Here is a 23,305-nt window from a genome sequence, read left to right on the forward strand (position 1 = left end):
CTCAAGTCAGCTGGAGGAATCAACCATGGCACGTGCGGTCGGCATCGACCTGGGCACGACTAACTCCGTCGTCAGCGTTCTGGAGGGCGGCGAGCCCACCGTCATCACCAACGCCGAGGGTGCCAGGACCACGCCGTCCGTCGTCGCCTTCGCCAAGAACGGCGAGGTGCTCGTCGGCGAGGTCGCCAAGCGCCAGGCGGTCACGAACGTGGACCGGACCATCCGCTCGGTGAAGCGCCACATGGGCACCGACTGGAAGATCGAGCTCGACGGCAAGGTCTTCAACCCGCAGCAGATGTCCGCGTTCATCCTGCAGAAGCTGAAGCGGGACGCCGAGGCGTACCTGGGCGAGAAGGTGACCGACGCGGTCATCACCGTCCCGGCGTACTTCAACGACTCCGAGCGTCAGGCGACCAAGGAGGCCGGTGAGATCGCCGGTCTGAACGTCCTGCGCATCGTCAACGAGCCGACCGCCGCCGCGCTGGCCTACGGCCTCGACAAGGACGACCAGACGATCCTCGTCTTCGACCTCGGTGGCGGCACCTTCGACGTGTCCCTGCTGGAGATCGGCGACGGCGTCGTCGAGGTGAAGGCCACCAACGGTGACAACCACCTCGGTGGTGACGACTGGGACCAGCGCATCGTCGACTTCCTGGTCAAGCAGTTCCAGTCCGGCCACGGCGTGGACCTGTCCAAGGACAAGATGGCTCTGCAGCGTCTGCGTGAGGCTGCCGAGAAGGCGAAGATCGAGCTGTCCTCGTCCACCGAGACCTCGATCAACCTGCCGTACATCACGGCGTCCGCCGAGGGCCCGCTGCACCTGGACGAGAAGCTCACCCGGGCCCAGTTCCAGCAGCTGACGGCCGACCTGCTCGAGCGCACCAAGACCCCGTTCCACAACGTCATCAAGGACGCGGGCATCGCCCTCTCCGAGATCGACCACGTGGTGCTCGTCGGTGGCTCCACCCGTATGCCCGCCGTCGCCGAGCTCGTCAAGGAGCTGACCGGCGGCAAGGAGGCCAACAAGGGTGTGAACCCGGACGAGGTCGTCGCCATCGGCGCCTCGCTCCAGGCCGGTGTCCTCAAGGGTGAGGTCAAGGACGTCCTGCTCCTCGACGTCACCCCGCTGTCCCTCGGTATCGAGACCAAGGGCGGCATCATGACCAAGCTGATCGAGCGCAACACGACCATCCCGACCAAGCGCTCCGAGATCTTCACCACGGCCGAGGACAACCAGCCGTCCGTGCAGATCCAGGTCTACCAGGGCGAGCGCGAGATCGCGGCGTACAACAAGAAGCTCGGCATGTTCGAGCTGACCGGTCTGCCGCCGGCCCCGCGCGGTGTCCCGCAGATCGAGGTCTCCTTCGACATCGACGCCAACGGCATCATGCACGTCACGGCCAAGGACCTTGGCACGGGCAAGGAGCAGAAGATGACCGTCACCGGCGGCTCCTCGCTGCCGAAGGACGAGGTCGACCGGATGCGCCAGGAGGCCGAGCAGTACGCGGAGGAGGACCACCGCCGCCGCGAGGCCGCCGAGACCCGCAACCAGGGCGAGCAGCTGGTCTACCAGACCGAGAAGTTCCTCAAGGACAACGAGGACAAGGTCCCGGGCGAGATCAAGACCGAGGTGGAGTCCGCCGTCGCCGAGCTGAAGGAGAAGCTCAAGGGCGAGGACACCGCCGAGATCCGTACCGCCACCGAGAAGGTCGCCGCCGTCTCGCAGAAGCTGGGCCAGGCCATGTACGCCGACGCCCAGGCCGCGCAGGCCGCCGGCGGTCCGGAGGGTGCCGCCGCGGGCGGCGCCAAGGCCGCTGACGACGACGTCGTGGACGCCGAGATCGTGGACGACGAGCGCAAGGACGGTGCCGCGTGACGGAGGAGACCCCGGGCTTCGAGGAGAAGCCCGACGTCCCCTCCGGCGCCACCTCCGACGACGCCGAGCCGAAGGCCGCCTCCTCGAAGGAGGGGGCGGCCCCGGCCGGGGACGCGACCGAAAGTGCCGGTCTGGTCGCCCAGCTGGACCAGGTGCGCACCGCGCTGAACGAGCGCACGGCGGACCTCCAGCGCCTCCAGGCCGAGTACCAGAACTACCGCCGCCGGGTCGAGCGGGACCGGGTCACGGTCAAGGAGATCGCCGTCGCGAACCTCCTGACCGAGCTCCTGCCCGTGCTCGACGACATCGGCCGCGCAAGGGAACACGGCGAGCTGGTCGGCGGCTTCAAGTCGGTGGCCGAGTCGCTGGAGACCGTCGCGGCCAAGATGGGCCTGCAGCAGTTCGGCAAGGAGGGCGAGCCCTTCGACCCGACGATCCACGAGGCCCTGATGCACAGCTACGCGCCGGACGTCACCGAGACGACCTGCGTGGCGATCCTGCAGCCCGGGTATCGCATCGGCGAGCGCACCATCCGCCCCGCGCGGGTGGCCGTCGCCGAGCCGCAGCCCGGCGCGCAGACCGTCAAGGCCGAGAGCGCCGAGGACAAGACCGAGGCGAAGAAGGCTGACGACAAGGAGAGCGGTGGCCCGGACGAGGGCTGACGTGAGGACACCCAAGGGGAAGGAGGGACGTCGGGGATGAGCACCAAGGACTTCATCGAGAAGGACTACTACAAGGTCCTCGGCGTCCCCAAGGACGCCACCGAGGCCGAGATCAAGAAGGCGTACCGGAAGCTCGCCCGCGAGTTCCACCCGGACGCCAACAAGGGCAACGCCAAGGCCGAGGAGCGCTTCAAGGAGATCTCCGAGGCGAACGACATACTCGGCGACCCCAAGAAGCGCAAGGAGTACGACGAGGCGCGCGCCCTGTTCGGCAACGGCGGCTTCCGCCCCGGGCCGGGCGCCGGCGGCAACTTCAACTTCGACCTGGGCGACCTCTTCGGAGGCGGCGGAACCACCCAGGGCGGAGGCTTCGGCGGCGGACTCGGTGACGTCTTCGGGGGCCTGTTCAACCGCGGCGGCACGGGGACGACACGTACCCAGCCGCGCCGCGGCCAGGACATCGACACCGAGGTCACGCTGAGCTTCACGGAGGCCATCGAGGGCGCCACGGTGCCCCTGCGGATGTCCTCCCAGGCGCCCTGCAAGGCCTGTTCGGGCACCGGCGACAAGAACGGCACACCGCGCGTGTGCCCGACCTGTGTCGGCACCGGCCAGGTCGCGCGGGGCTCGGGCGGCGGCTTCTCGCTCACCGACCCCTGCCCCGACTGCAAGGGCCGCGGCCTGATCGCCGAGCACCCCTGCCTGGAGTGCAAGGGCAGCGGCCGCGCGAAGTCGTCGCGCACGATGCAGGTCCGCATCCCGGCGGGCGTCACCGACGGGCAGCGGATCCGGCTGCGCGGCAAGGGCGCGCCCGGCGAGCGGGGCGGACCGGCGGGCGACCTGTACGTGGTCGTGCACGTCGGCGCGCACCCGGTGTTCGGCCGCAAGGACGACAACCTGACGGTCACCGTGCCGGTCACGTTCGCCGAGGCGGCCCTCGGCGGCGAGGTGCGGGTGCCGACGCTCGGCGGTCCGCCCGTCACCCTGAAGCTGCCGCCCGGCACGCCCAACGGCCGCACGATGCGCGCCCGGGGCAAGGGCGCGGTCCGCAAGGACGGCACCCGGGGCGACCTCCTGGTCACCGTCGAGGTGCGTGTCCCGAAGGACGTGTCGGGGAAGGCTCGTGACGCGCTCGAGGCGTATCGCGAGGCGACCGCGGACGAGGACCCGCGGGCGGAGCTGTTCGAGGCCGCGAAGGGAGACTGAGAGTGATGGACGGCCGTCGGCGTAACCCGTATGAACTGACCGAGGAGACCCCGGTCTACGTCATCTCGGTGGCGGCCCAGCTCTCCGGACTCCACCCGCAGACGCTGCGCCAGTACGACCGCCTGGGCCTGGTCTCCCCGGACCGCACGGCCGGGCGGGGCCGCCGTTACTCGGCACGCGACATCGAACTGCTGCGTACCGTCCAGCAGTTGTCGCAGGACGAGGGTATCAACCTGGCCGGAATCAAGCGCATCATCGAGCTGGAGAACCAGGTCGCCGCGCTCCAGTCCCGCGTCGCGGAGCTGGAGGCCGCGCTGGACGGGGCGGCCGCGGCGATGCAGCAGCGGGAAGCGGCGGTGCACGCGTCGTACCGCCGTGACCTGGTGCCGTACCAGGAGGTGCAGCAGACCAGCGCGCTGGTGGTGTGGCGGCCGAAGCGGCAGCACAACGACTGACCCGGCCGTACGCAGGCACGTCCGAAAGGGGTCCGGATTCCGGGCCCCTTTCTTTGCCTCCTCATGGACTCCCCTTGAATGGAGGGTCCGTAAAGGGCGTTTGAAGGGGATTCCGCTCATCCTTCACAGGGTCAGCTGAGCGTGGTGTTGCGGACTCGTTAAGTAGTTCCGCTTGACGCCGGGTGCGGCGTCCGCGTTGGCTTTTCAGACACCTGGGTCGTATAGCAGCCCCCACGTCCGGAACGCACCTGAAGTGAGCCCTCGCATGCGTCGTATCGCCATATCCGTGGCCGCAACCACGATGACCCTCTCGCTCGCCGGCTGCGGCGTACTGGGAGCGACGGGGGACAGCGCGAGCGCGAGCCCGAGCAAGGGCAACGACATCACGGTGGGTCTGCTGCTGCCGGAGAAGGCGAACACCCGCTACGACAAGTTCGACTACCCCATCATCAAGTCCCAGGTCGCCGAACTCACCCAGAAGCGGGGCAAGGTCGAGTACGCCAACGCCGACGCGGACGTCTCCCAGCAGAACGCGCAGATGCAGAAGATGATCGACGACAAGGTCGACATCATCCTGATCGACCCGGTCGACGCGCACGCAATCTCCGGCGAGGTGAAGAAGGCCAAGGACGCGGGCATCCCGGTCATCGCCTACGACCGGCTCGCCGAGGGCCCCATCGACGCGTACGTCTCCTTCGACAACGAGCTGGTCGGCGAGGTGCAGGGCCGCTCCCTGCTGGAGGCGCTCGGCTCGCACGCCGACACCTCCGACAAGATCGTCATGATGAACGGCTCGCCCACCGACCCCAACGCCAAGCAGTTCAAGGAGGGCGCGCTCTCCGAGCTGAACGGCAAGGTGACGATCGCGGCGTCGTACGACACCGTCAAATGGAAGCCGGAGAACGCCCAGGCCAACATGGCCCAGGCGATCGCCCAGATCGGCAAGAACAACATCGCCGCGGTCTACTCGGCCAACGACGACATGGCCGGAGGCGTCATCAAGGCCCTGGAGGCGGCCGGCGTCACCACCCTGCCGCCGATCACCGGTCAGGACGCCTCACTGGAGGGCGTGCAGCGGGTCGTGGCCGACGAGCAGTACATGAGCGTCTACAAGTCCTACCCGGACGAGGCCCAGGCCGCCGCCCAGATGGCCGTCGCCAAGATCCAGGGCAAGGACATCCAGTTCGACGCCCTCACCCAGGACAAGGTCGACAGCCCGACCACCAAGAGCATCCCGGCCAGGCTGATCCAGCCGGTCGCGCTGACCAAGACCAACATCAGGTCCACGGTCATCTCGGACGGCATCTACACGGTGGGCGACATCTGCACCTCGGCGTACAAGGCGGCGTGCGCGCGGGTCGGCCTGAAGTAAGGCGTACACCCCAGGGGTGACCCCGTGGGCGATATCCGGGCATAACGGCCCTTTATGGCGGCCCCGTTGGGGTGAGCCGTGTTGCGGACCCGGTCGCCGCCGCGCATAGTTGCGCTGCGGAAGTGGCAGCACACCGGGGGTGGAATGGGCGATGGCCGGGCGCGGGACGGAGCAGCATCCACACGGCGCCGACCGACTGTGCGCGGCCGGCGACCGGTTGTATTCCCGGGCCGTACGGCGCGGACGGGTCGCCCGCGCTGACGTCGAGACGGTGCCCTGCCTGCTCGAACTGGCCCTGCTGCACCCCGACCCCGACGACATGGACTGGCTGGTGCCGACCTCCCCGCAGGAGGTCATGACCCGGCTGCTGCGCGGGGTCTACGACGAGGTCAGCGCGAGCCAGCGGCGGATGGGCTCGGCGGTGGCGGCCTTCGAGTGGTACGCGGGCCTCGGCCGCCAGCTGCACGCGCTGACGACCCCGGCCGAGGGCAGCGCGATCCGCGTCCTGGACGGGCTGTCCCGGATCCAGGCGGCCATGGACGAGGCGACCGAGGCGTGTACGGCCGAGGTGCTCACCGTGCAGCCGGGCGGCATCCGCCGGGAGGCGGAACTGACGGAGGGTCTGCACCGGGCGCTGGCGCTGCGCGGCCGGGGCGTGCGCATGCGCGACCTGTACACGCACGTGGCCCGCCACGGCCAGGGCCTGCTGAACTACCTGGAGCTGATGGGCGACACGGTGGAGGCCAGGACCCTGGACGAGGTCATCGACCGGCTGATCCTCTTCGACCGCACGGTGGCGTTCATCCCCGCCAACGCGGACCGCACGATGGCCCTGGAACTACGTCACCCGGCGCTGGTGGAATACCTGCTGACGGTGTTCGAACGCCTCTGGCGCCTGGCGATCCCCCTGACCGCGCCCCTGCCCGACACCGGCATCGAGGGCATCTCCCACCGCGAACAGTCCATCGCGGCACTGCTGGCGGAGGGCCACCAGGACGCGGTGATCGCCGAACGCCTCGGCATCAGCGTCCGTACCTGCCGCGCCCACATCGCCCGCCTCTCGGAGACCCTGGGCGCGGCCAGCCGCACCCAGCTCGGCGTCCGCATAGCCCAGGTGGGCCTCGACGGCCACCGCCCCGGCCTGCCGCCCCCGCCGGCCTTCACGGCTCCTGCTTGAGGAGCCCCGACTGCGCTATGAGGAAGCCGAGCTGGGCCCGGCTGCCGCTGCCCAGGGTGGTCGCGAGCTTGGCGATATGGGCCCGGCAGGTGCGCACGTTCATGCCGAGGCGCCGTGCGATCGCCTCGTCGACGTGCCCCTCGACGAGGAGCTTGGCGATGGAGTGCTGGATCTCCGTGATGCCGTCCGGGGCGGTCTCGTAGGGGGCGCCGGCGCTCAGCGGGACCGCACGGGCCCACATGAACTCGAAGACCTTGATCAGGTAGCGGACGAGCCCCGGATGCCGGAGTTCGAGGGCGACCTCCCCGTCGTCGCGGGTCGGGATGAAGGCCACGGTCTCGTCGCAGATGATCAGCCGCTCGACGAGTTCGTCGATGGTGCGGTACTCCACCTTGCCGTCGGTGAACTGGGCCACGTACGCCAGCGTCTCCGGGCTGTAGCGGGCCGGGTGCTGGTAGAGGGTGCGGATGCGGCAGCCGCGCTCGATCAGCGGCCGGTCGCGCTCCAGTGCCTTGTTCAGGGTGTGCTCGAGCCGGCGGCGGCTCGGCTGCACGGTGAGCATCTCGTTCTGGCACTGGGCCGTGGCCAGATCCAGTGCCGCGTTGATCCGGTCGAGGCCCTCGAGCACGGTGATGGAGTGCGTGGTCGCCGTGGGCTGGGCACTGATGCTCATGAACGGCTCGAAAGCATCGGCCAGTTCGATTGACTGTCGCCGTCGCTGGTTGATCTCGTGCTCGAGCGGTCCCAGCCGCTGGGCCAGAGCGATGGAAGGGGGTACCGGGCGCAGCCAGTTGGGGTCGTCCGGGTCGGGATGAAGGAGGGCAAACTCCATCAAGCACGGAGCGGGTTCCACATCCGCACGGGCTAGGCGTCCCGTCCGGAGAGCGTTCCCGTAAAGGCGGCGCCCGTCCTCGCACAGGTCGGTCAGCCCGTGGGGATGTGTCCGTTTAATCTCGTTTATCGCCAAATCTCCACCCCCCAGGGTCCTGAACGTGCAGGAACATGATGCCTCGTTTGTGTGGCCATGACGTGCCGGAATGGGCCATCGTCGTATTCGGACGGGGGAGAGGTGACCTTCACATGAGGACGAAGCCGACTATGCATAAGAGAATGCTTCGCTCGGCGCTTGTCGCCGCCTTCTCCGCCGTACTGGCCTTCGGGGCGCTGACCGGCAACGCGGGGGCGAAGGGTGCTGTCGCACAGGACAGCAGTTGGAGCGTAAAGGCCGCGGGCACCGGTGACAGCAGCTGGGTGATCGTGGCGTCGGAGGCCCCGGGTGACAGCTCCTGGGTCGCCCCGGGTGACAGTTCCTGGGTCGCCCCGCACGACAGCTCCTGGGTCGCGCCGCATGACAGCAGCTGGGTCGTGCGGTCATGACCACCCCACCCGACGACCGTTCCTTCCGTCGTGAAATGGCCACGGCCTACCGCTCCGGCTGGCACTTCATCGACCTGGTCACCGCCATCCCCCACAGCGGTGACTCGCTGATGGTGACCGTGTTCGGTGAGCCGGTCGTCGTGACGCGGGACGAGGACGGGGACGTGCGGGCGTACCGGTGTCTGCGCAAGCCGCGCGGCGCCCCCCAGCCGGTGCGCTGTGCCATCCGGTACGGAATGATCTTTGTGAACCTGGACCAGCGGGACCACCGGCTTGCCGAGCCGACGGACTCCGACCTGCGAACCATCTCGGCCACCCCCCGCAGTGCCTGACGCGATTCCCCCGTCGTAAAAGATCGCTCAGGTGCTTCCCCCCGCAGCGGCGTCACCGTGACCTGAACACGGTGACGCCGCTGCAGTTTCTGGGGACATTTCCGGGTATGGGTGCGCTCCCGCCGTGGCTGAAAGTTTTCGGTCGTCTCAGCCATGTCCCAGCGCTCGCTCGACCTCGATCTCGATCACCACGCGCGCCGGATTCGGGCCCGGTGTCCGCTCGTAGCGCTCGGCGTAGCGCCGTACCGCCTCCGCGACGCGCTCCGGTTCCGTCGACACCCGCGCCCGCCCCTCCAGCGTGGCCCAGCGCCGGCCGTCCACCTGGCACACCGCCACCCGGGCGCCCTCGGTGCCGGCCGCGCGCACATGCCGTACCTTCGCGCTGGTCCCGTTGGTGATCACCCTGGCCAGGCCGGCCTCCGCGTCGTACGTCACCCCGACCGGCACCACATGCGGACTGCCGTCGGGCCGCAGCGTGGTCAGCGTGCACAGGTGCCGTTCCCGCCAGAAGGTCAGGTAATCCTCAGAGTGGTTCGCCATGCCCGCAACCTAGTGCCCGCAAGCCCTCCCGCCCACCCTTGAGCGGAATAGACTCAACTTTGTGTACGCTGGCTAAGTCAGCAGTGGAGAGATCGCAGAAGAGATCGTCGCGCAGGAGGAGAACGGACACGTGGACGCCGAGCTGACCAACAGGAGCCGGGACGCGATCAACGCGGCCAGCAACCGGGCCGTGACCGAGGGGCACCCGGACCTCACCGCTGCTCACCTGCTGCTGGCTCTGCTCCAGGGGCAGGACAACGAGAACATCACCGACCTGCTCGCGGCCGTCGACGCCGACCAGGCCGCCGTGCGCTCCGGGGCCGAGAAGATCCTGGCCTCGCTGCCCAGCGTGACCGGGTCCACCGTCGCGCCGCCGCAGCCCAACCGTGAGCTGCTGGCCGTCATCGCCGACGCCGGCGAGCGGGCGAAGGAACTCGGCGACGAGTACCTGTCCACCGAGCATCTCCTCATCGGCGTCGCCGCCAAGGGCGGACGGGTCGCCGAGGTGCTCCAGGCGCAGGGCGCCGATGCGAAGAAGCTGCTGGAGGCCTTCAGGAAGGCCAGGGGAGGACGCCGCGTGACCACCGCCGACCCCGAGGGTCAGTACAAGGCCCTGGAGAAGTTCGGCACCGACTTCACCGCCGCCGCCCGCGAGGGGCGGCTGGATCCGGTGATCGGCCGGGACCAGGAGATCCGGCGCGTGGTGCAGGTGCTCAGCCGGCGGACGAAGAACAACCCCGTCCTGATCGGTGAGCCCGGGGTCGGCAAGACCGCCGTCGTCGAGGGGCTCGCCCAGCGGATCGTCAAGGGTGACGTCCCCGAGTCGCTCAAGGACAAGCGGCTCGTCTCGCTCGACCTCGGCGCGATGGTCGCCGGAGCCAAGTACCGGGGCGAGTTCGAGGAGCGGCTGAAGGCCGTGCTCGCCGAGATCAAGGAATCCGACGGGCAGATCATCACCTTCATCGACGAGCTGCACACGGTGGTGGGCGCGGGCGCCGGGGGCGACTCCGCCATGGACGCCGGCAACATGCTCAAGCCCATGCTCGCCCGCGGTGAGCTGCGTATGGTCGGCGCCACGACCCTCGACGAGTACCGCGAGCGGATCGAGAAGGACCCCGCCCTGGAGCGCCGCTTCCAGCAGGTGCTCGTCGCCGAGCCGACCGTCGAGGACACCATCGCCATCCTGCGCGGGCTCAAGGGGCGTTACGAGGCCCACCACAAGGTGCAGATCGCGGACAGCGCGCTGGTGGCCGCCGCGACCCTCTCCGACCGGTACATCACCTCCCGCTTCCTGCCCGACAAGGCCATCGACCTCGTCGACGAGGCGGCCTCACGCCTCCGCATGGAGATCGACTCGTCCCCCGTCGAGATCGACGAACTCCAGCGCGCCGTCGACCGGTTGAAGATGGAGGAGCTCGCGATCGCCAAGGAGACCGACCCGGCCTCCGTCGCCCGCCTGGAGAAGCTGCGCCGCGACCTCGCCGACAAGGAGGAGGAACTGCGGGGCCTGACCGCCCGCTGGGAGAAGGAGAAGCAGTCCCTCAACCGGGTCGGCGAGCTGAAGGAGCGCCTGGACTCCTTGCGCGGACAGGCCGAACGCGCCCAGCGCGACGGCGACTTCGACCGCGCGGCCAAGCTGCTGTACGGCGAGATCCCGCAGCTGGAGAAGGAGCTGGAGGCCGCCTCCGAGGCCGAGGAGGAAGTCGCCAAGGACACGATGGTCAAGGAGGAGGTCGGCTCCGACGACATCGCGGACGTCGTCGCCGCCTGGACCGGTATCCCCGCCGGGCGCCTGATGGAGGGCGAGACGCAGAAGCTGCTGCGCATGGAGGAGGAGATCGGCAAGCGGCTCATCGGGCAGGGGGAGGCCGTGCGGGCCGTCAGCGACGCCGTACGACGTTCCCGCGCCGGTATCGCCGACCCCGACCGGCCCACCGGATCGTTCCTCTTCCTCGGCCCGACCGGTGTCGGCAAGACCGAACTCGCCAAGGCGCTCGCCGACTTCCTCTTCGACGACGAGCGGGCCATGGTCCGCATCGACATGTCGGAGTACGGCGAGAAGCACAGCGTGGCCCGGCTGGTCGGCGCGCCTCCCGGTTACGTCGGGTACGAGGAGGGCGGTCAGCTGACCGAGGCCGTGCGGCGGCGGCCGTACAGCGTCGTGCTGCTGGACGAGGTGGAGAAGGCCCACCCCGAGGTCTTCGACATCCTGCTCCAGGTGCTGGACGACGGGCGGCTGACGGACGGACAGGGCCGTACGGTCGACTTCCGCAACGCCATCCTGGTGCTCACCTCCAACCTGGGCAGCCAGTACCTGGTCGACCCGATCACCAGTGAGACGGAGAAGAGGGAGCAGGTCCTGGAGGTCGTCCGGACCTCCTTCAAGCCGGAGTTCCTCAACCGGCTGGACGACCTGGTGGTCTTCTCGGCCCTCGACAAGGCCGAGCTGGGGCGGATCGCGCAGCTCCAGATCGACCGGCTGGGCAGGCGGCTGGCCGAGCGCCGGCTCACCCTGGAGATCACGCCCGAGGCGCTGGCCTGGCTCGCCGAGGAGGGCAACGACCCGGCCTACGGTGCCCGGCCGCTGCGCCGCCTGGTGCAGACCGCCATCGGCGACCGGCTCGCCCGGGAGATCCTCTCCGGTGAGGTCAAGGACGGCGACACGGTCCGCGTGGACCGCTTCGGCGAGGGGCTGCTGGTGGGACCGGCGACCGGAAAGACGCTGTGAGCCGCTGACGAGGTGGGTGGGACGACGGCCGGGGAGCGTACTGACTGACGTACACCTCCCCGGCCGTTTCGCGTCCTGCGGGTGCGGTCAGTTCTCGGGGGTGTCCCGCAGTAAGTCGCGGGTGGCCGCGAGATAGCCCGCCTGGAAGCGGCTCTCGGCGTTCAGCTCCTGGAACAGATCCGCGATGTGCTTGCGGCAGGTGCGCAGCGAGATGCCCAGGCGGCGGGCGATCACCTCGTCCTTGAGGCCCTGGCTCAGCAGCCGCAGGATGCCCTGCCGCAGGTCGTCGACGGCGACCGAGGTCGCCTCGGGCGCGCCGAACGGGACGGCGAGGTCCCAGGTGCGGTCGAACGCGCCGCACAGGAACGCGACGGCGGCGGGGGAGCGCACCACCACCGCCCCGCCCCGGCGCTGGGGGTGCGGGAGGAAGGCGATCCGGCGGTCGAAGACGATCATGCGCCCGAACAGATCGGTCAGCGTGCGGACTTCGGCGCCCGCGGCGACGACCCGTTCGACGTAGGCCTGGGTGGGGGCGTGGTGCCGGGCCGAGTGCTGGTAGAGCGTGCGCATCCGCAGGCCCCGGTCCAGCAGCGCGGTGTCCCGGGCGACCGCCTGTTCCAGCTCCTCGGTGGGGCGGCCGCCGCCGGGCTGACAGGTGATCATCTCGTGCTCGCACTCGACGCTGGCCTGCTCGATCAGGGTGATCACATCGCGGAGCGAGTCGACGACCTCGACGGTCTCGGCGGCCTCGGTGCGCTCCTGAGGGCGGGCCGCGTACACCGAGGCGAGTTCCGTCAGGGAATCGCGCCGGGTGTTCAGTTCGAAAAGCCGTCTGCGCAGCTGTGATTCCGTGCTCGCCATACGGGCGGCGGCCAGATGCGGATGGACGGTTCGCCACCAGGGACCGCTATTGCACAGGCCCTGAAGGTTTTCCGCGCCGTCCACCTGGTCGACCAGGTGGAATTCCGCCAGCGTGTCGATCGCCTGGTCCACGGCGGCTTCCGGGATGCCTAGTTCCGCCGTGGCCTCCGGCACCGTGAAAAAGGGCTGGGTCGCTCCCCAGTGATAAAGCCGGATGTGGTCCGGCGCCAGTCGCTGAAGAAGCAGAGAAGGGCCGGGTTCTAGGATTTTGTCCAATTCTTCCCCCCTGCAGTTTCCTGTCTGCACCATCATGCGCGCCGGTGTCCCTGGACGGCCATGGAGACGGGATTACAACATCGTGAAACGGCCTTTCGTGCGGTCGTTCGATCGCTCTTCGATCACTCAGAGTCTCAAAGCGGGGGTTGTTCTGTATGGGTAAGTCCAGTTTCGCCGCCCTTCTCCTTCTGGTTGTGGCCGGGATCACCGGAGGCGCCGGCATCGCCGCCGCGCACCCGTCGCACGGTGCACCGGCAGCCGCGGTGGCCGAAAAGGACGCGGCGGCGGGCTCCGTCGTCAGTCCGCTCGGCGACAGCGGATGGAGCTAGGAATCCGATCGCCCGGCCCGGCTCGTGGATCATTTCGGATCACTGGAGAAAGCGACATGAACCGACTCGACGTCACTTCCGAAATCGGCACGGAAAGCATCCGGCTCCTCCTCGCCGACATCCTGGACACCGAGATCGCCGACGACTCGAGTTTCCTCGCCCAGGGCGGTGACTCCTTCCACGCGGTGCTCGTCGTCGAACGCATCGAGGAACTCTGGGGTATCGAGGTCGACTTCACCGCCGTACTCCAGTCGACCCCCGCCGAATTGGCGGCGGCGCTGGGCGCGGCGCCGCGTCCGTCATGACGGGCCCGCATTCCCCGGTCCCCTCCGTCCCCTCGGTCGCCGTCGGCCCGGGGCAGCCCGTCCCGGCCGGCGCCACCGCTCACGAGGCGGTGCTGCGACAGGCCGCCCGGTCCCCGCGGGCCACCGCGCTGCGCGGACCGGGCGGTACCCGGCTGACCTACGCCGAACTGGTCGGGCGGGCCCGCGCGGTACGGGACCTGCTGGTGGGCGCGGGCGTCCCGCCCCGCGCCTTCGTGCCGGTGGCCGCCACGGCGGGCGGGGACTTCGCCGTCGCCGCCCTCGGCGTGCTCCTGGCGGGCGCCGCCTACGCCGCCGTGGACCCGGCGTGGCCTGCGGACCGGTTGCGCGGGGTGCTCGAGGATCTTGGTGCGCGCGTGGTGTTGGACGCGACGGGCGCCGACGCGACGGGCGCCGACGCGGCGGGCGGTGGCGCGACGGGCGGCGCGTCGGCCAACGCCCCTGCCGGGCGGCTCTCGGCGGGGCGGCTCCCTGCCGGGCCGTTCCCGGCAGAGCGGTTCCCGGCCGGGGTGCGGATCCTTCGGCTGCCGGACGCCACCGCCACCGCCGGCGCCGTACGGGCTGGGGCACCCGGTGGTGACCGCGCCGAACGGAGGGCCGGCGAGAGGGTGGTCACCGAGTTGCTGGACGGCGAGCGGTCCGACGCCGAACGAGCCGACGCCGAGCGGACAGGGGTCGGTGCCGGTGATCCCGCCTGTGTGTTCTTCACCTCCGGGTCGACCGGGCGCCCCAAGGGTGTGGTCGTGCCGCACCGGGCCTTCGTGCGGACCTTCGTCGACGGCGGGTACGCCGCGTTCGGGCCCGGCACCGTCATGCCGTTGCTCGCCGCGCCGTACTGGGACGCGGGCGCGCTGGAGGTCTTCGGTCCGCTGATGAACGGGGGGACGTGTGTGACCCCCGACGAGCCGTTGCTCACCCCGGACGGGCTGCGCGCCCTCGTCGCCGGGCACGGTGTCGACACGCTGTGGCTCACCAGCTCCCTCGTCAACCTGGTCATCGACGAGGACCCCGACGCGTTCACCGGCGTGCGGCATCTGATGTGCGGCGGCGAGCGGCTGTCCCCGTCGCACATCGCGGCCCTCCTCGAACGGCACCCCGGTCTGCGCGTCACCAACGGCTACGGCCCGGTCGAGTCGATGGTCTTCGTCAGCACGCACGACGTCCGGCCCGCCGACACCACGGCGCCGTACGGCATCCCGGTCGGCCGGCCGGTCCGGGGCACCGTGCTGGCCGTCCTCGATCCCGGCACCCTGCGCCCCGTGGCCCGCGGCACCGAGGGCGAGCTGTGGGTCGCGGGCGACGGACTCGCCCTCGGCTATCTCGAACGGCCCGAGGAGAACGCGCGCCGCTTCGCCTCCATCGGCCTCCCGGGACACGGCACGCTGCGTGCGTACGCCACCGGCGACCGGGTCCGCATGGACGACGAGGGCCGGCTGTCCTTCGTCGGCCGGGCCGACCGTCAGTTCAAGATCCGCGGATACCGGGTGGAGCCCGGCGAGGTGGAGCGCCGAGTCGCCGGCCTTCCCGGCGTCCGCCACGCCTTCCTCGTCCCGCTGCGCGACGAGCACGCCACCGTCACCGGCACGGTCTGCGCCTACGCGAGCGAGGACGCCGTACCCCTGCCGGAGGCCGCACTGCGCCGCGCCGCCACCGACCACCTCCCGGCCCACCTCCGCCCCGACCACTACCTCCACCTGCACCCCGTCCCGCTGGGCCCGACCGGCAAGGCGGACCTGCGGGCGGTGGAGAGCTGGGTCCGGCAGCAACTTGCCGACACCGACACCGACACCGACGCCGGCCCGGCCCCCACCCCCGCTCTCCGGGAAGCCCAGGCCATACTCTCCGCGCCCCGACTGGAGCCGGACGCGGACCTGTTGGCGGCCGGAGCCACCTCCCTGCACGTGCTGCGGATCGCCGCCCGGTTGTCGCGGTTGTACGGGGTGCCGTTGTCCGCCCGGGACGTGTACGAACACCCGTGCGTGCGCGAGTTGGAAGCGCTGGCCGCCGGGCGGCGGGGCGCGGGCGGCGCCGGAGCCGGTGTCATGAGTGCCGGCCGGGACGCGCCCTTCGAACTCTCCCCCGGCGAGCGGAGGTTCTGGCTCGCCTCCCGGCTCGTGCCCGGTGCGCCCGGGCACGTCGCGGTCAGCCGGATCGCGGTCACCGGCGTGCTGGACACGGAGCGGCTGCGCCGCGCCCTCACGGCCGTCGTCGCCGCGCACCCCGCGCTGCGCACCACGTTCCCCCGGCAGAAGGGCCGGCCGCGCCGGAGCGTGGCCGACACCCCGGCACCGACCCCGCTGCTGTTCCGCACGGACGACGAACACACCGTCACCCGGGAGCTCGCGGCCCTCGTACCGGACGTGGAGCACGGCCCGCTGCTGGCCGCCGCGGTTCTCACCGCCGGTCCGGAACGGCAGTTGCTGCTCCTCGCCGTGCACCACATCGTCTACGACGCCCGGTCCGAGGAGATCCTGGTCGCGGACCTCGCTGCCGCCTACGCGGGCAGTACCCCGGTCGCCGCCCCCGCACCGCCCGCCGGACTCCCGCGTCCCGGCGCCGCCGAGGCACGGGAGTTCTGGCGCGGCCGGCTCGCCGGGCTCACCGCGACCGAGTGGCCCGGCGGCGCAGGGCTCGGGCCGCGGGAGCTGTGGACGCGGCCCCTGGTCACGCACCGGTTCGCGCTCGGCACCGAAACCACCGCCCGGCTGCGGGAGTTCGCCGCCCGCGAGCGTCAGCCGGTGCTGGTGCCGCTGCTCGCGGCCTGGTGGCGGGCGCTGACCAAGGTCACCGGGCAGAGCGACCTCGCCGTCGGCACGATCGTCGAGGACCGCGCGGACGCGCACGAGCGTACCGTCGGCTACTTCGCCAACGGCCTGCCCGTACGGATCGCCGCCGACCCGGCGCTGGACGCCACCGCCCTGCTGCCGCTGGTCCGCGACCGGCTGCTGGAGGTGTTCGCGCACACCGCGCTCGGCACCGACGAGATCGCGGCGCTCGCCCCCCGTCCGCCCGGCGGCCGCGCCCCGCTCTACCAGACCCTGCTGGTGCTGCAACGGCCCTCCGCCCCGGCCGAGTCCGACGGCGTGCGGTTCGTCCCGCTGGCCGCGCCCGCCCTCGGCCCCCAGGCCGAACTGGCCTGCGAACTCTGGGACGAGGGCCGGACCGTCACCGGCTCCGTCACCGCCCCCGAGGGCCTGCTGGACCCGGCCGCGCTCGCCGAGATCACCGCCCTGTTCACGACCGCCCTCGCCGACCTGACCGCCCTCACCCGGTCCCGGCGGCCCCCCACACCCCCCGCCTCCGCACGCCCGAACCCCCGCGTACCCGAGGACCACACATGACCGACCACGCCGCCGTCCCGCTGTCCTGGACCCAGGAGCGGATCTGGTTCGAGGAGCAGCTCCGTCCGGGCGACACCGCCTACCACATGCCGGTGACCCTGCGGGTGCGCGGACCGCTCGACGTCCCCGCTCTCCAGCGCGCCGTGGACGCCCTCGTGACCCGGCACGACGCGCTGCGCACCGTCTTCGACCCGGCCGACGGGGAGCCGCGGCAGCGGGTCCTGGACGAGGACGCGGTGACCGTCACCGTCCGCACGCACGACACGCGCGGCCTCGCGGACCCGGAGGAGGCGGCGTACTCCGCCGTGCGACGGGCCGCGCGGGAGCCGTTCGATCTCGCCCACGGGCCGCTGCTGCGCGTCCTGGCCGTGCGGTACGCCGACGACGCGCATCTGCTGCTGGTGTCCGCCCATCACCTGATCGCGGACGGCCGGTCGTTCGCCGTCCTCTTCGACGAGCTGTCCCGGCTGTACACCGACCCCGGCACCGCCCTGAAGCCGCCGCGCCGCGGGTTCGCCGAGACCGTGCGCGCCGAGCGCGAGCAGCTCGGCGAGGCCGCCGCGGACGAGCTGGTGGCCTGGTGGCGCCGGCACCTGGACGGGGTGCCCCGGGTGCTCGAGCTGCCCGCCGACCGCCCGCGGCCCGCCGTACGTGGCCACCGCGGCGCGAGCCGCCGGCTGGAGCTGGACGCGGCCGCCGGGCAGGCGGTGCGCGAGCTGGCCCGCGCCCACGAGGCGACCCCCTTCATGACCCTGCTCGCGGCGTTCGGCGTGGTGCTCGCCCGGCAGACCGGCCAGGAGCGGCTGGTCGTCGGCACCCCGGCGTCCACACGCGGCCCGGGCGACCGTGACCTGGTCGGCTGCTTCCTCAACACCCTGCCCCTGAAGGTGGACGCGGCCGGTGCCCCGGCGTTCGCCGATCTCCTCGGCCGCCTCCGCGAGGACGCCCTGGCCGCCTTCGCCCGCCAGCGGGTGCCGTTCGGGCGGCTGGTCGCCGACCTCGCCCCGGAGCGCGATCTGTCCCGGGGCCGGCTCGTCCAGGTCTTCTTCAACATGCTGCCGCCCGCCGTCACCCCCGAGCTGCCCGGCTGCACCGTGGAGCAGCTGCCGTTCGGGGACATCGACAACAAGTTCGACCTCACGCTGTACGCCGCCGCCCGCCCCGACGGCGGCTACGCGCTGGAGGCGGTCCACGACGCCGGGCTGTACGACGGTGAGCGCGTCGAGGAGCTGCTGCACCAGCTGCGCGCGGTGCTGGCCCAGGCCGCCGCCGAACCCACCCGCGCCGTCAGCGGGTTCGACCTGGCCACGGCCCGCTCCGCCGCCCTCCAGCCCGACCCCTTCGCCCTGCTGGAGCCCGCCGCGTCCGAGCCGCTCACCGCCCGGCTCGCCCGGCATGCCGCGGCCACCCCGGACGCGCCCGCCCTCGTCGCCGGCGACCGCGTCTGGACGTATGCCGAGGTCGAGCGCACCACCGACCGCCTGGCCCGGCTGCTGCACACGCGCGGCATCCGCCCCGGCGATGTGCTCGCCCTGCACGCCGGGCGCCATCCGGCCGTCGTCCTCGGCATCCTGGCCGCGGTCAAGGCGGGCGCGGTCTTCTCGGTGCTGGACGCGCACCACCCCGAGGACGCCCTGCGGGCCCGTGCCGAGAACCTCGCGCCCCGCGCCTGGATCGGCTGCGCCCCCGGGGTGCCGCTGCCGGCCTTCGTCACCGGCCCGGTCCTGCGCATCGAGCCCGGCGCGGATCCGGACCGTGCACTGGCCGGCCTGCCGGACGGTGCCCCGGTGCCCGCGCCCGGCCCCGACGACGACGCCTACGTCGCCTTCACCTCCGGCACCACCGGCCGGCCCCGCCGGGTCATCGGCACCCACCGGCCGCTCACGCACTTTCTCGACCGGTACACGCGCGCCTTCGCCCTCGGCCCCGGCGACCGGTTCGCCGCGCTGTCCGGGCTCGGGCACGACCCGTTCCTGCGGGACGTCCTCGCCCCGCTGTGGGCGGGCGCCGCCGCCGTCTTCCCCGACGCCGACGTACGGGACACCGCCGCCCTCGCCGCCTGGCTCGCCGAGGCCGCACCGACCGTCGCCCACCTCACCCCGGCCCTCGCGCGGGCCCTCGCCGACCAGGCGGACCGCACCACGGGGGCCGGGGCGGCGGCCTGGCCCGCGCTGCGGCTGGTGGGCTTCGGCGGCGACACCCTGACCGGCCGCACCCTGCGCGCCTGGGCCCGCCGCGCCCCCGGCGCCGACCTGCTGAACCTGTACGGCGCCACCGAGACGCCGCAGGCGGTGTCGGTGCACCTCGCCCACCGGGCCGGGACGCCCGCGGACACGATCCCGGCCGGGCCGGTGCCGCTCGGTCCGGGCATCGAGGGCGTACAGCTGCTGGTCCTCGCGGGGGACCGCCCGGCCGGTGTCGGCGAGATCGGCGAACTCGTCGTACGCACCCCGTACCTCGCGCGCTACGGCGACGGGGACGGCGACTGGGGAACCGGCTATCTGCCCGACCCGTTCTCCGGCCGCCTCCGTGACCGCGTCTACCGCACCGGCGACCTCGCCCGGCTGCGTCCCGACGGTCTCGTGGACCACCTCGGCCGCGCCGACCAGCAGGTCAAGGTCCGTGGCTTCCGGGTGGAGCCCGCCGAGGTGGAGGCCGCGCTCGACGCGCTGCCCGGGGTGCGGCAGAGTGCCGTCGTGGCCGTACCGGACGGCGACGGTGACCTGCGGCTGGTGGCCTTCCTGGCCACCGGCGACGAGGCACCCCCGCTCGCCGAGGTGCGCGCCGCGCTGGCCCGGCGGCTGCCGGACCATCTGGTGCCCGCCGGGTACGTCGTCCTGGACGCCCTGCCGCTCACCCCCAACCGCAAGGTCGACCGGGCGGCCCTGCGCGCCCTGGAGCACCGGGCCGAGGCAGCCACCGGAGGCTACGTCGCCCCACGCGGCCCGGTCGAGGAACGGCTGGCCGAGCAGTGGCGGACCCTGCTGCGCCGCGAACGCGTGGGCGCCACCGACGACTTCTTCGCCCTCGGCGGCCACTCCCTGCTCCTGACCCGCCTGCTGGCCCGCATCCAGCGCGAGTTCCCCGGCCCGGCAGCCCAACGGCTCACCCTCCAGGACCTGTTCGCCCGTCCGACGGTCACCGCGCTGGCCGGACTGCTGGAGGACACCGCCCCGACCCCGGACACCAGCCCCACCACGGACGACCTCCCGCACACCGACCCGGCCCGGCCCGCCCCCCTGTCCTGGACGCAGGAGCGGCTGTGGCTGGAGGAGCAGCTGCGGCCCGGGGACGCGGCGTACAACATGCCCGTCGTGCTGCGGCTGTCCGGCCCGCTGGACACGGCCGCGCTGCAGCGGGCCGTGGACGTGGTCGTGGCGCGGCACGCCGTGCTGCGGACCGTCTTCGAGACCGGCGCCGACGGCACCCCGCGCCAGCGGGCGCTCCCCGAGGGGCGGGTGTCCGTGGCCGTGACCGATCTGTCGGACCGGCCGGACCCGCGGGGGGCCGCCGTCGCCGCGGCGATGGACAGCGTGCGGGAGTCCTTCGACCTCGCGCGGGGCCCGCTGCTGCGCGTGGCCCTGCTGCGGATCGACGGCCAGGAGCATGTTCTCGCGCTGACGGTGCATCACATCGTCTTCGACGGCTGGTCGTTCGGGGTTCTGCTGCGTGAGCTGTCGGCGGCGTACGCGGGCCGGGCGGACGAACTCCCCGTCCCCGCAGTTCAGTTCGCCGACGTGGCACGCTGGGAGCGGGCCGGGCTCGACGGGCCCGTGCTCGACGGGCTGGTCGAGTGGTGGCGGAACCATCTCGACGGCGCGCCCCGGGTGCTGGAGCTGCCCACCGACCGGCCGCGGCCCGCCGTGCGTGCCCACCGGGGAGCGCGTCGCAGGCTGACCGTGGACGCCGCCACCTCCGCCGCCCTGCGCGAGCTGTCGCGTACCCGGGGCGCGACCCTGTTCATGACGCTGCTGTCGGCCTACGCCGTCGTGCTGTCCCGCTGGAGCGGCCAGGAGCGGCTGCTGGTCGGGACGCCCGTCGCCAACCGGCCCCGCGCCGAGTTCGAGGACGTGCCCGGCTGCTTCCTCAACACCCTGCCGCTCCGCGTCGATCTGCACGGCGACCCGGGCTTCGGCGAGCTGCTCGGCCGCGTCCGCGACAGCGCCCTGGCGGCGTTCACCCACCAGCGCGTCCCCTTCGGCCGTCTGGTGACCGAGCTGGCGCCGGAGCGGGATCTGTCGCGCGGCCCGCTCATGCAGGTGCTGTTCGCCCTGCAGAACGTCGAGCTCGGCACCCTCGACGTACCGGGCGTCACAGCCGAGTTCGTGGACGTGTCCGCCGCCAACAGCCAGTTCGACCTGAACCTGCGGATGATCGACACCGGGCGGGAGCTGGTCGGCTGGCTGGACTACGACACGGAGCTGTTCGACGCGGCCACCGTCGAGCGGTTCACCGAGCACTTCACCAACGTGCTGACCGCCGTCGTGGCCGATCCCTCCGCCGTCGTCCCCCTGATCGACCCGCTCGCGGCCGCCGAGCGTGTACAGCTCCTCGACGGCTGGAACGACACCGCCGTCGACTGGCCCGCGCACGACACCCTGACCGGTCTGCTCGCCGAGGCGGCCGCCCGGCACGCCGACGCGGTCGCCGTCCGTTTCGAGGGCCGGGAGCTGACGTACGCCGAACTGCACCGCAGGGCCGGCGCGCTCGCGCACCGCCTGCGCGGTCTCGGTGTCGGCCCCGACACGGTGGTCGGCGTCCACCTGGAGCGCTCGCCGGAGCTGATGACGGCCCTGCTGGCCGTGCTGAAGGCGGGCGGTGCCTATCTGCCGCTGGACCCCGGATACCCGCACGAACGGCTGGCGTTCATGCTCGCCGACGCCCGGGTACCGGTGCTGCTCACACACCCCGGCCGGGGCACGGCGCTCGCCGCCGAGGGCGTCACCGTCGTCGAGGTGGACGAGCGCGCCGGGGACGGCTTCCCGCACTCCGCGCCCGAACCGCTCGCCGGCCCGGACCACTTGGCGTACGTCATCTACACCTCGGGCTCCACCGGCCGCCCCAAGGGCGTGCAGGTGCCGCACCGGGGTATCGTCAACCGGCTGCGCTGGATGCAGGACGCGTACGGGCTGACCGGCGCCGACACCGTGCTGCAGAAGACGCCGATCTCCTTCGACGTGTCGGTGTGGGAGCTGTTCTGGCCCCTGCTGACCGGCGCCCGGCTGGTGCTGGCGGCTCCCGGCGGGCACCGCGACCCCGGGTACCTCGCCGGCCTGGTGCGGGAGCAGCGGGTCACCGTCTGTCACTTCGTGCCGCCCATGCTGGACACGTTCCTGGGTGCCGTACGGGCCGCCGACTGCGGCAGCCTGCGCCTGGTGGTGTGCAGCGGCGAGGCCCTCCCCGCCGACCTGGCCCGCCGCTTCCACCGGGCGCTGCCGCAGGCGGCCCTGGAGAACCTGTACGGCCCCACCGAGGCGTCCGTCGACGTCACCCGCTGGACCTCCCGCCCCGACTGGACCGGCGCGACGGTCCCCATCGGCGCCCCCATTGCCAACACCCGTGCGTATGTCCTCGACGCCCGTCTGCGGCCCGCCCCCGTCGGTGTCCCCGGCGAGCTGTACCTGGGCGGGGTCCAGCTGGCCCGCGGCTACGGCGGGCGGCCCGCGCTGACCGCCGACCGGTTCGTGCCCGACCCGTTCGGGCCGCCCGGGGCCCGCCTGTACCGCACCGGTGACGTGGCCCGCTGGAGTGCCGAGGGCCGGCTGGAGTACCTGGGCCGCTCCGACCACCAGGTCAAGGTCCGGGGCTTCCGGATCGAACTCGGCGAGATCGAGGCGGCCCTGCTCGACGTGGACGGCGTCGGGCAGGCGGTGGCGGTGGTGCGCGAGGACCGGCCGGGGGACCGGCGGATCGTCGCCTACCTGACCGCGGACCGGACGGCCGCCGTCCCGGCCGTCCCCGAGCTGCGCGCGGCGCTCGGCGAGCGGCTGCCCGAGCACATGGTGCCCAGCGCCTTCGTCGTCCTCGACGCGCTGCCGCTCAGCCCCAACGGCAAGGTCGACCGCGCGGCGCTGCCCGCGCCCGACCGGTCCGCGGGCACCGCGGTCGCCCATGTCGCCCCGCGCACGCCCGAGGAGGAGCTGCTGGCCGGGCTGTGGCGGCGGGTCGTCGGGGTGGACCGGGTGGGGGCGCACGACGACTTCTTCGACATCGGCGGCGACTCGATGCACGCCGTGCGGGTCGTGGGCCTGGCCCGCGAGGCCGGCCACGAGATCCCGCTGCAGCAGCTGTTCGCGAGCCGGACCGTTGAGGCCCTCGCCCGGTGGCTGGCCACCCGCGCCGACAGCGGCCCCGCCCGCCGGGAGGTCCCCGCCTTCGGCCTGCTCTCCCCGGAGGACCTCGCCCGCCTCACCTCCTGACCCGGCCCCCAGCTCCCCAGACGCACCTGGA

At 72.2% G+C, this 23,305-nt stretch carries 16 protein-coding genes; 13 read left to right on the forward strand and 3 right to left on the reverse strand.

Translation table 11 applies throughout. From position 1 onward, the window contains the following. The first annotated feature begins 25 nt into the window (after positions 1–25). The 6 genes from dnaK to ACH47Z_RS18885 all read left to right on the forward strand — a co-directional run bounded on the left by dnaK (position 26) and on the right by ACH47Z_RS18885 (position 6,748). Positions 26–1,876 carry a molecular chaperone DnaK gene (gene dnaK, locus ACH47Z_RS18860; protein ID WP_399074916.1) on the forward strand — a complete coding sequence of 617 codons (1,851 nt, stop codon included), beginning with the start codon at positions 26–28 and terminating at the stop codon, positions 1,874–1,876. Continuing rightward, on the forward strand, positions 1,873–2,538 hold the full coding sequence (grpE, locus tag ACH47Z_RS18865) for a nucleotide exchange factor GrpE (protein WP_399074918.1): 666 nt from the start codon (positions 1,873–1,875) through the stop codon (positions 2,536–2,538). The genes dnaK and grpE overlap by 4 nt, the downstream gene beginning before the upstream one ends. 36 nt (positions 2,539–2,574) lie before the next feature. Continuing rightward, positions 2,575–3,744, forward strand: a complete 1,170-nt coding sequence (dnaJ, locus tag ACH47Z_RS18870; RefSeq protein WP_399074921.1) for a molecular chaperone DnaJ — start codon at positions 2,575–2,577, stop codon at positions 3,742–3,744. Between the two features lie 5 nt (positions 3,745–3,749). Next, positions 3,750–4,199 (forward strand): heat shock protein transcriptional repressor HspR, encoded by a 450-nt coding sequence (locus ACH47Z_RS18875; protein ID WP_225097407.1) that lies wholly within the window; start codon positions 3,750–3,752, stop codon positions 4,197–4,199. 265 nt (positions 4,200–4,464) lie between these two features. Further along, positions 4,465–5,571 carry a sugar ABC transporter substrate-binding protein gene (locus tag ACH47Z_RS18880; protein ID WP_399074923.1) on the forward strand — a complete coding sequence of 369 codons (1,107 nt, stop codon included), beginning with the start codon at positions 4,465–4,467 and terminating at the stop codon, positions 5,569–5,571. A 151-nt stretch (positions 5,572–5,722) separates the two neighbouring features. Next, entirely contained in the window at positions 5,723–6,748 is a 1,026-nt protein-coding gene (locus ACH47Z_RS18885; RefSeq protein WP_399074925.1) for a LuxR C-terminal-related transcriptional regulator, read from the forward strand. On the opposite strand, the gene ACH47Z_RS18890 is transcribed toward ACH47Z_RS18885, so the two are convergent. Continuing rightward, entirely contained in the window at positions 6,732–7,676 is a 945-nt protein-coding gene (locus tag ACH47Z_RS18890) for a helix-turn-helix transcriptional regulator (RefSeq protein ID WP_399075367.1), read from the reverse strand. The two genes, ACH47Z_RS18885 and ACH47Z_RS18890, sit on opposite strands and share 17 nt — an antisense overlap. Before the next feature lie 182 nt (positions 7,677–7,858). On the opposite strand from ACH47Z_RS18890, the gene ACH47Z_RS18895 reads away from it, so the two are divergent. Together ACH47Z_RS18895 and ACH47Z_RS18900 are read left to right on the forward strand one after the other, a co-directional pair. Beyond that, positions 7,859–8,125, forward strand: coding sequence for a hypothetical protein (locus tag ACH47Z_RS18895; RefSeq protein ID WP_399074927.1), 267 nt, complete (start codon positions 7,859–7,861; stop codon positions 8,123–8,125). Then, the gene (locus tag ACH47Z_RS18900; RefSeq protein WP_067042109.1) at positions 8,122–8,457 is read left to right on the forward strand and encodes a hypothetical protein; all 336 of its coding nucleotides are present in this window, start codon (positions 8,122–8,124) and stop codon (positions 8,455–8,457) included. The genes ACH47Z_RS18895 and ACH47Z_RS18900 overlap by 4 nt, the downstream gene beginning before the upstream one ends. Before the next feature lie 147 nt (positions 8,458–8,604). On the opposite strand, the gene ACH47Z_RS18905 is transcribed toward ACH47Z_RS18900, so the two are convergent. Further along, entirely contained in the window at positions 8,605–8,997 is a 393-nt protein-coding gene (locus ACH47Z_RS18905) for a pyridoxamine 5'-phosphate oxidase family protein (protein WP_399074929.1), read from the reverse strand. A gap of 130 nt (positions 8,998–9,127) precedes the next feature. Between ACH47Z_RS18905 and clpB the strand changes: the two genes are divergently transcribed. Then, on the forward strand, positions 9,128–11,725 hold the full coding sequence (clpB, locus tag ACH47Z_RS18910; RefSeq protein WP_399074931.1) for an ATP-dependent chaperone ClpB: 2,598 nt from the start codon (positions 9,128–9,130) through the stop codon (positions 11,723–11,725). An 87-nt stretch (positions 11,726–11,812) separates the two neighbouring features. On the opposite strand, the gene ACH47Z_RS18915 is transcribed toward clpB, so the two are convergent. Then, positions 11,813–12,760 carry a LuxR C-terminal-related transcriptional regulator gene (locus ACH47Z_RS18915; RefSeq protein ID WP_399074933.1) on the reverse strand — a complete coding sequence of 316 codons (948 nt, stop codon included), beginning with the start codon at positions 12,758–12,760 and terminating at the stop codon, positions 11,813–11,815. A gap of 257 nt (positions 12,761–13,017) precedes the next feature. Here ACH47Z_RS18915 and ACH47Z_RS18920 point away from each other — a divergent pair, with 257 nt between their 5' ends. The 4 genes from ACH47Z_RS18920 to ACH47Z_RS18935 are packed head-to-tail and all read left to right on the forward strand — an operon-like array spanning position 13,018 to position 23,274. After that, positions 13,018–13,191 (forward strand): hypothetical protein, encoded by a 174-nt coding sequence (locus ACH47Z_RS18920; protein ID WP_399074935.1) that lies wholly within the window; start codon positions 13,018–13,020, stop codon positions 13,189–13,191. A gap of 56 nt (positions 13,192–13,247) precedes the next feature. After that, positions 13,248–13,496, forward strand: a complete 249-nt coding sequence (locus tag ACH47Z_RS18925; RefSeq protein ID WP_399074937.1) for an acyl carrier protein — start codon at positions 13,248–13,250, stop codon at positions 13,494–13,496. Then, entirely contained in the window at positions 13,493–16,855 is a 3,363-nt protein-coding gene (locus ACH47Z_RS18930) for an AMP-binding protein (protein WP_399074939.1), read from the forward strand. The genes ACH47Z_RS18925 and ACH47Z_RS18930 overlap by 4 nt, the downstream gene beginning before the upstream one ends. Next, complete coding sequence (locus tag ACH47Z_RS18935; RefSeq protein WP_399074941.1) at positions 16,852–23,274, forward strand: amino acid adenylation domain-containing protein; 6,423 nt, start codon at positions 16,852–16,854, stop codon at positions 23,272–23,274. Before ACH47Z_RS18930 ends, ACH47Z_RS18935 begins: the two co-directional genes overlap by 4 nt. Positions 23,275–23,305 lie beyond the last annotated feature (31 nt).

The sequence above is a fragment of the Streptomyces sp. NPDC020192 genome, assembly GCF_044388685.1.
Taxonomy (GTDB): domain Bacteria; phylum Actinomycetota; class Actinomycetes; order Streptomycetales; family Streptomycetaceae; genus Streptomyces.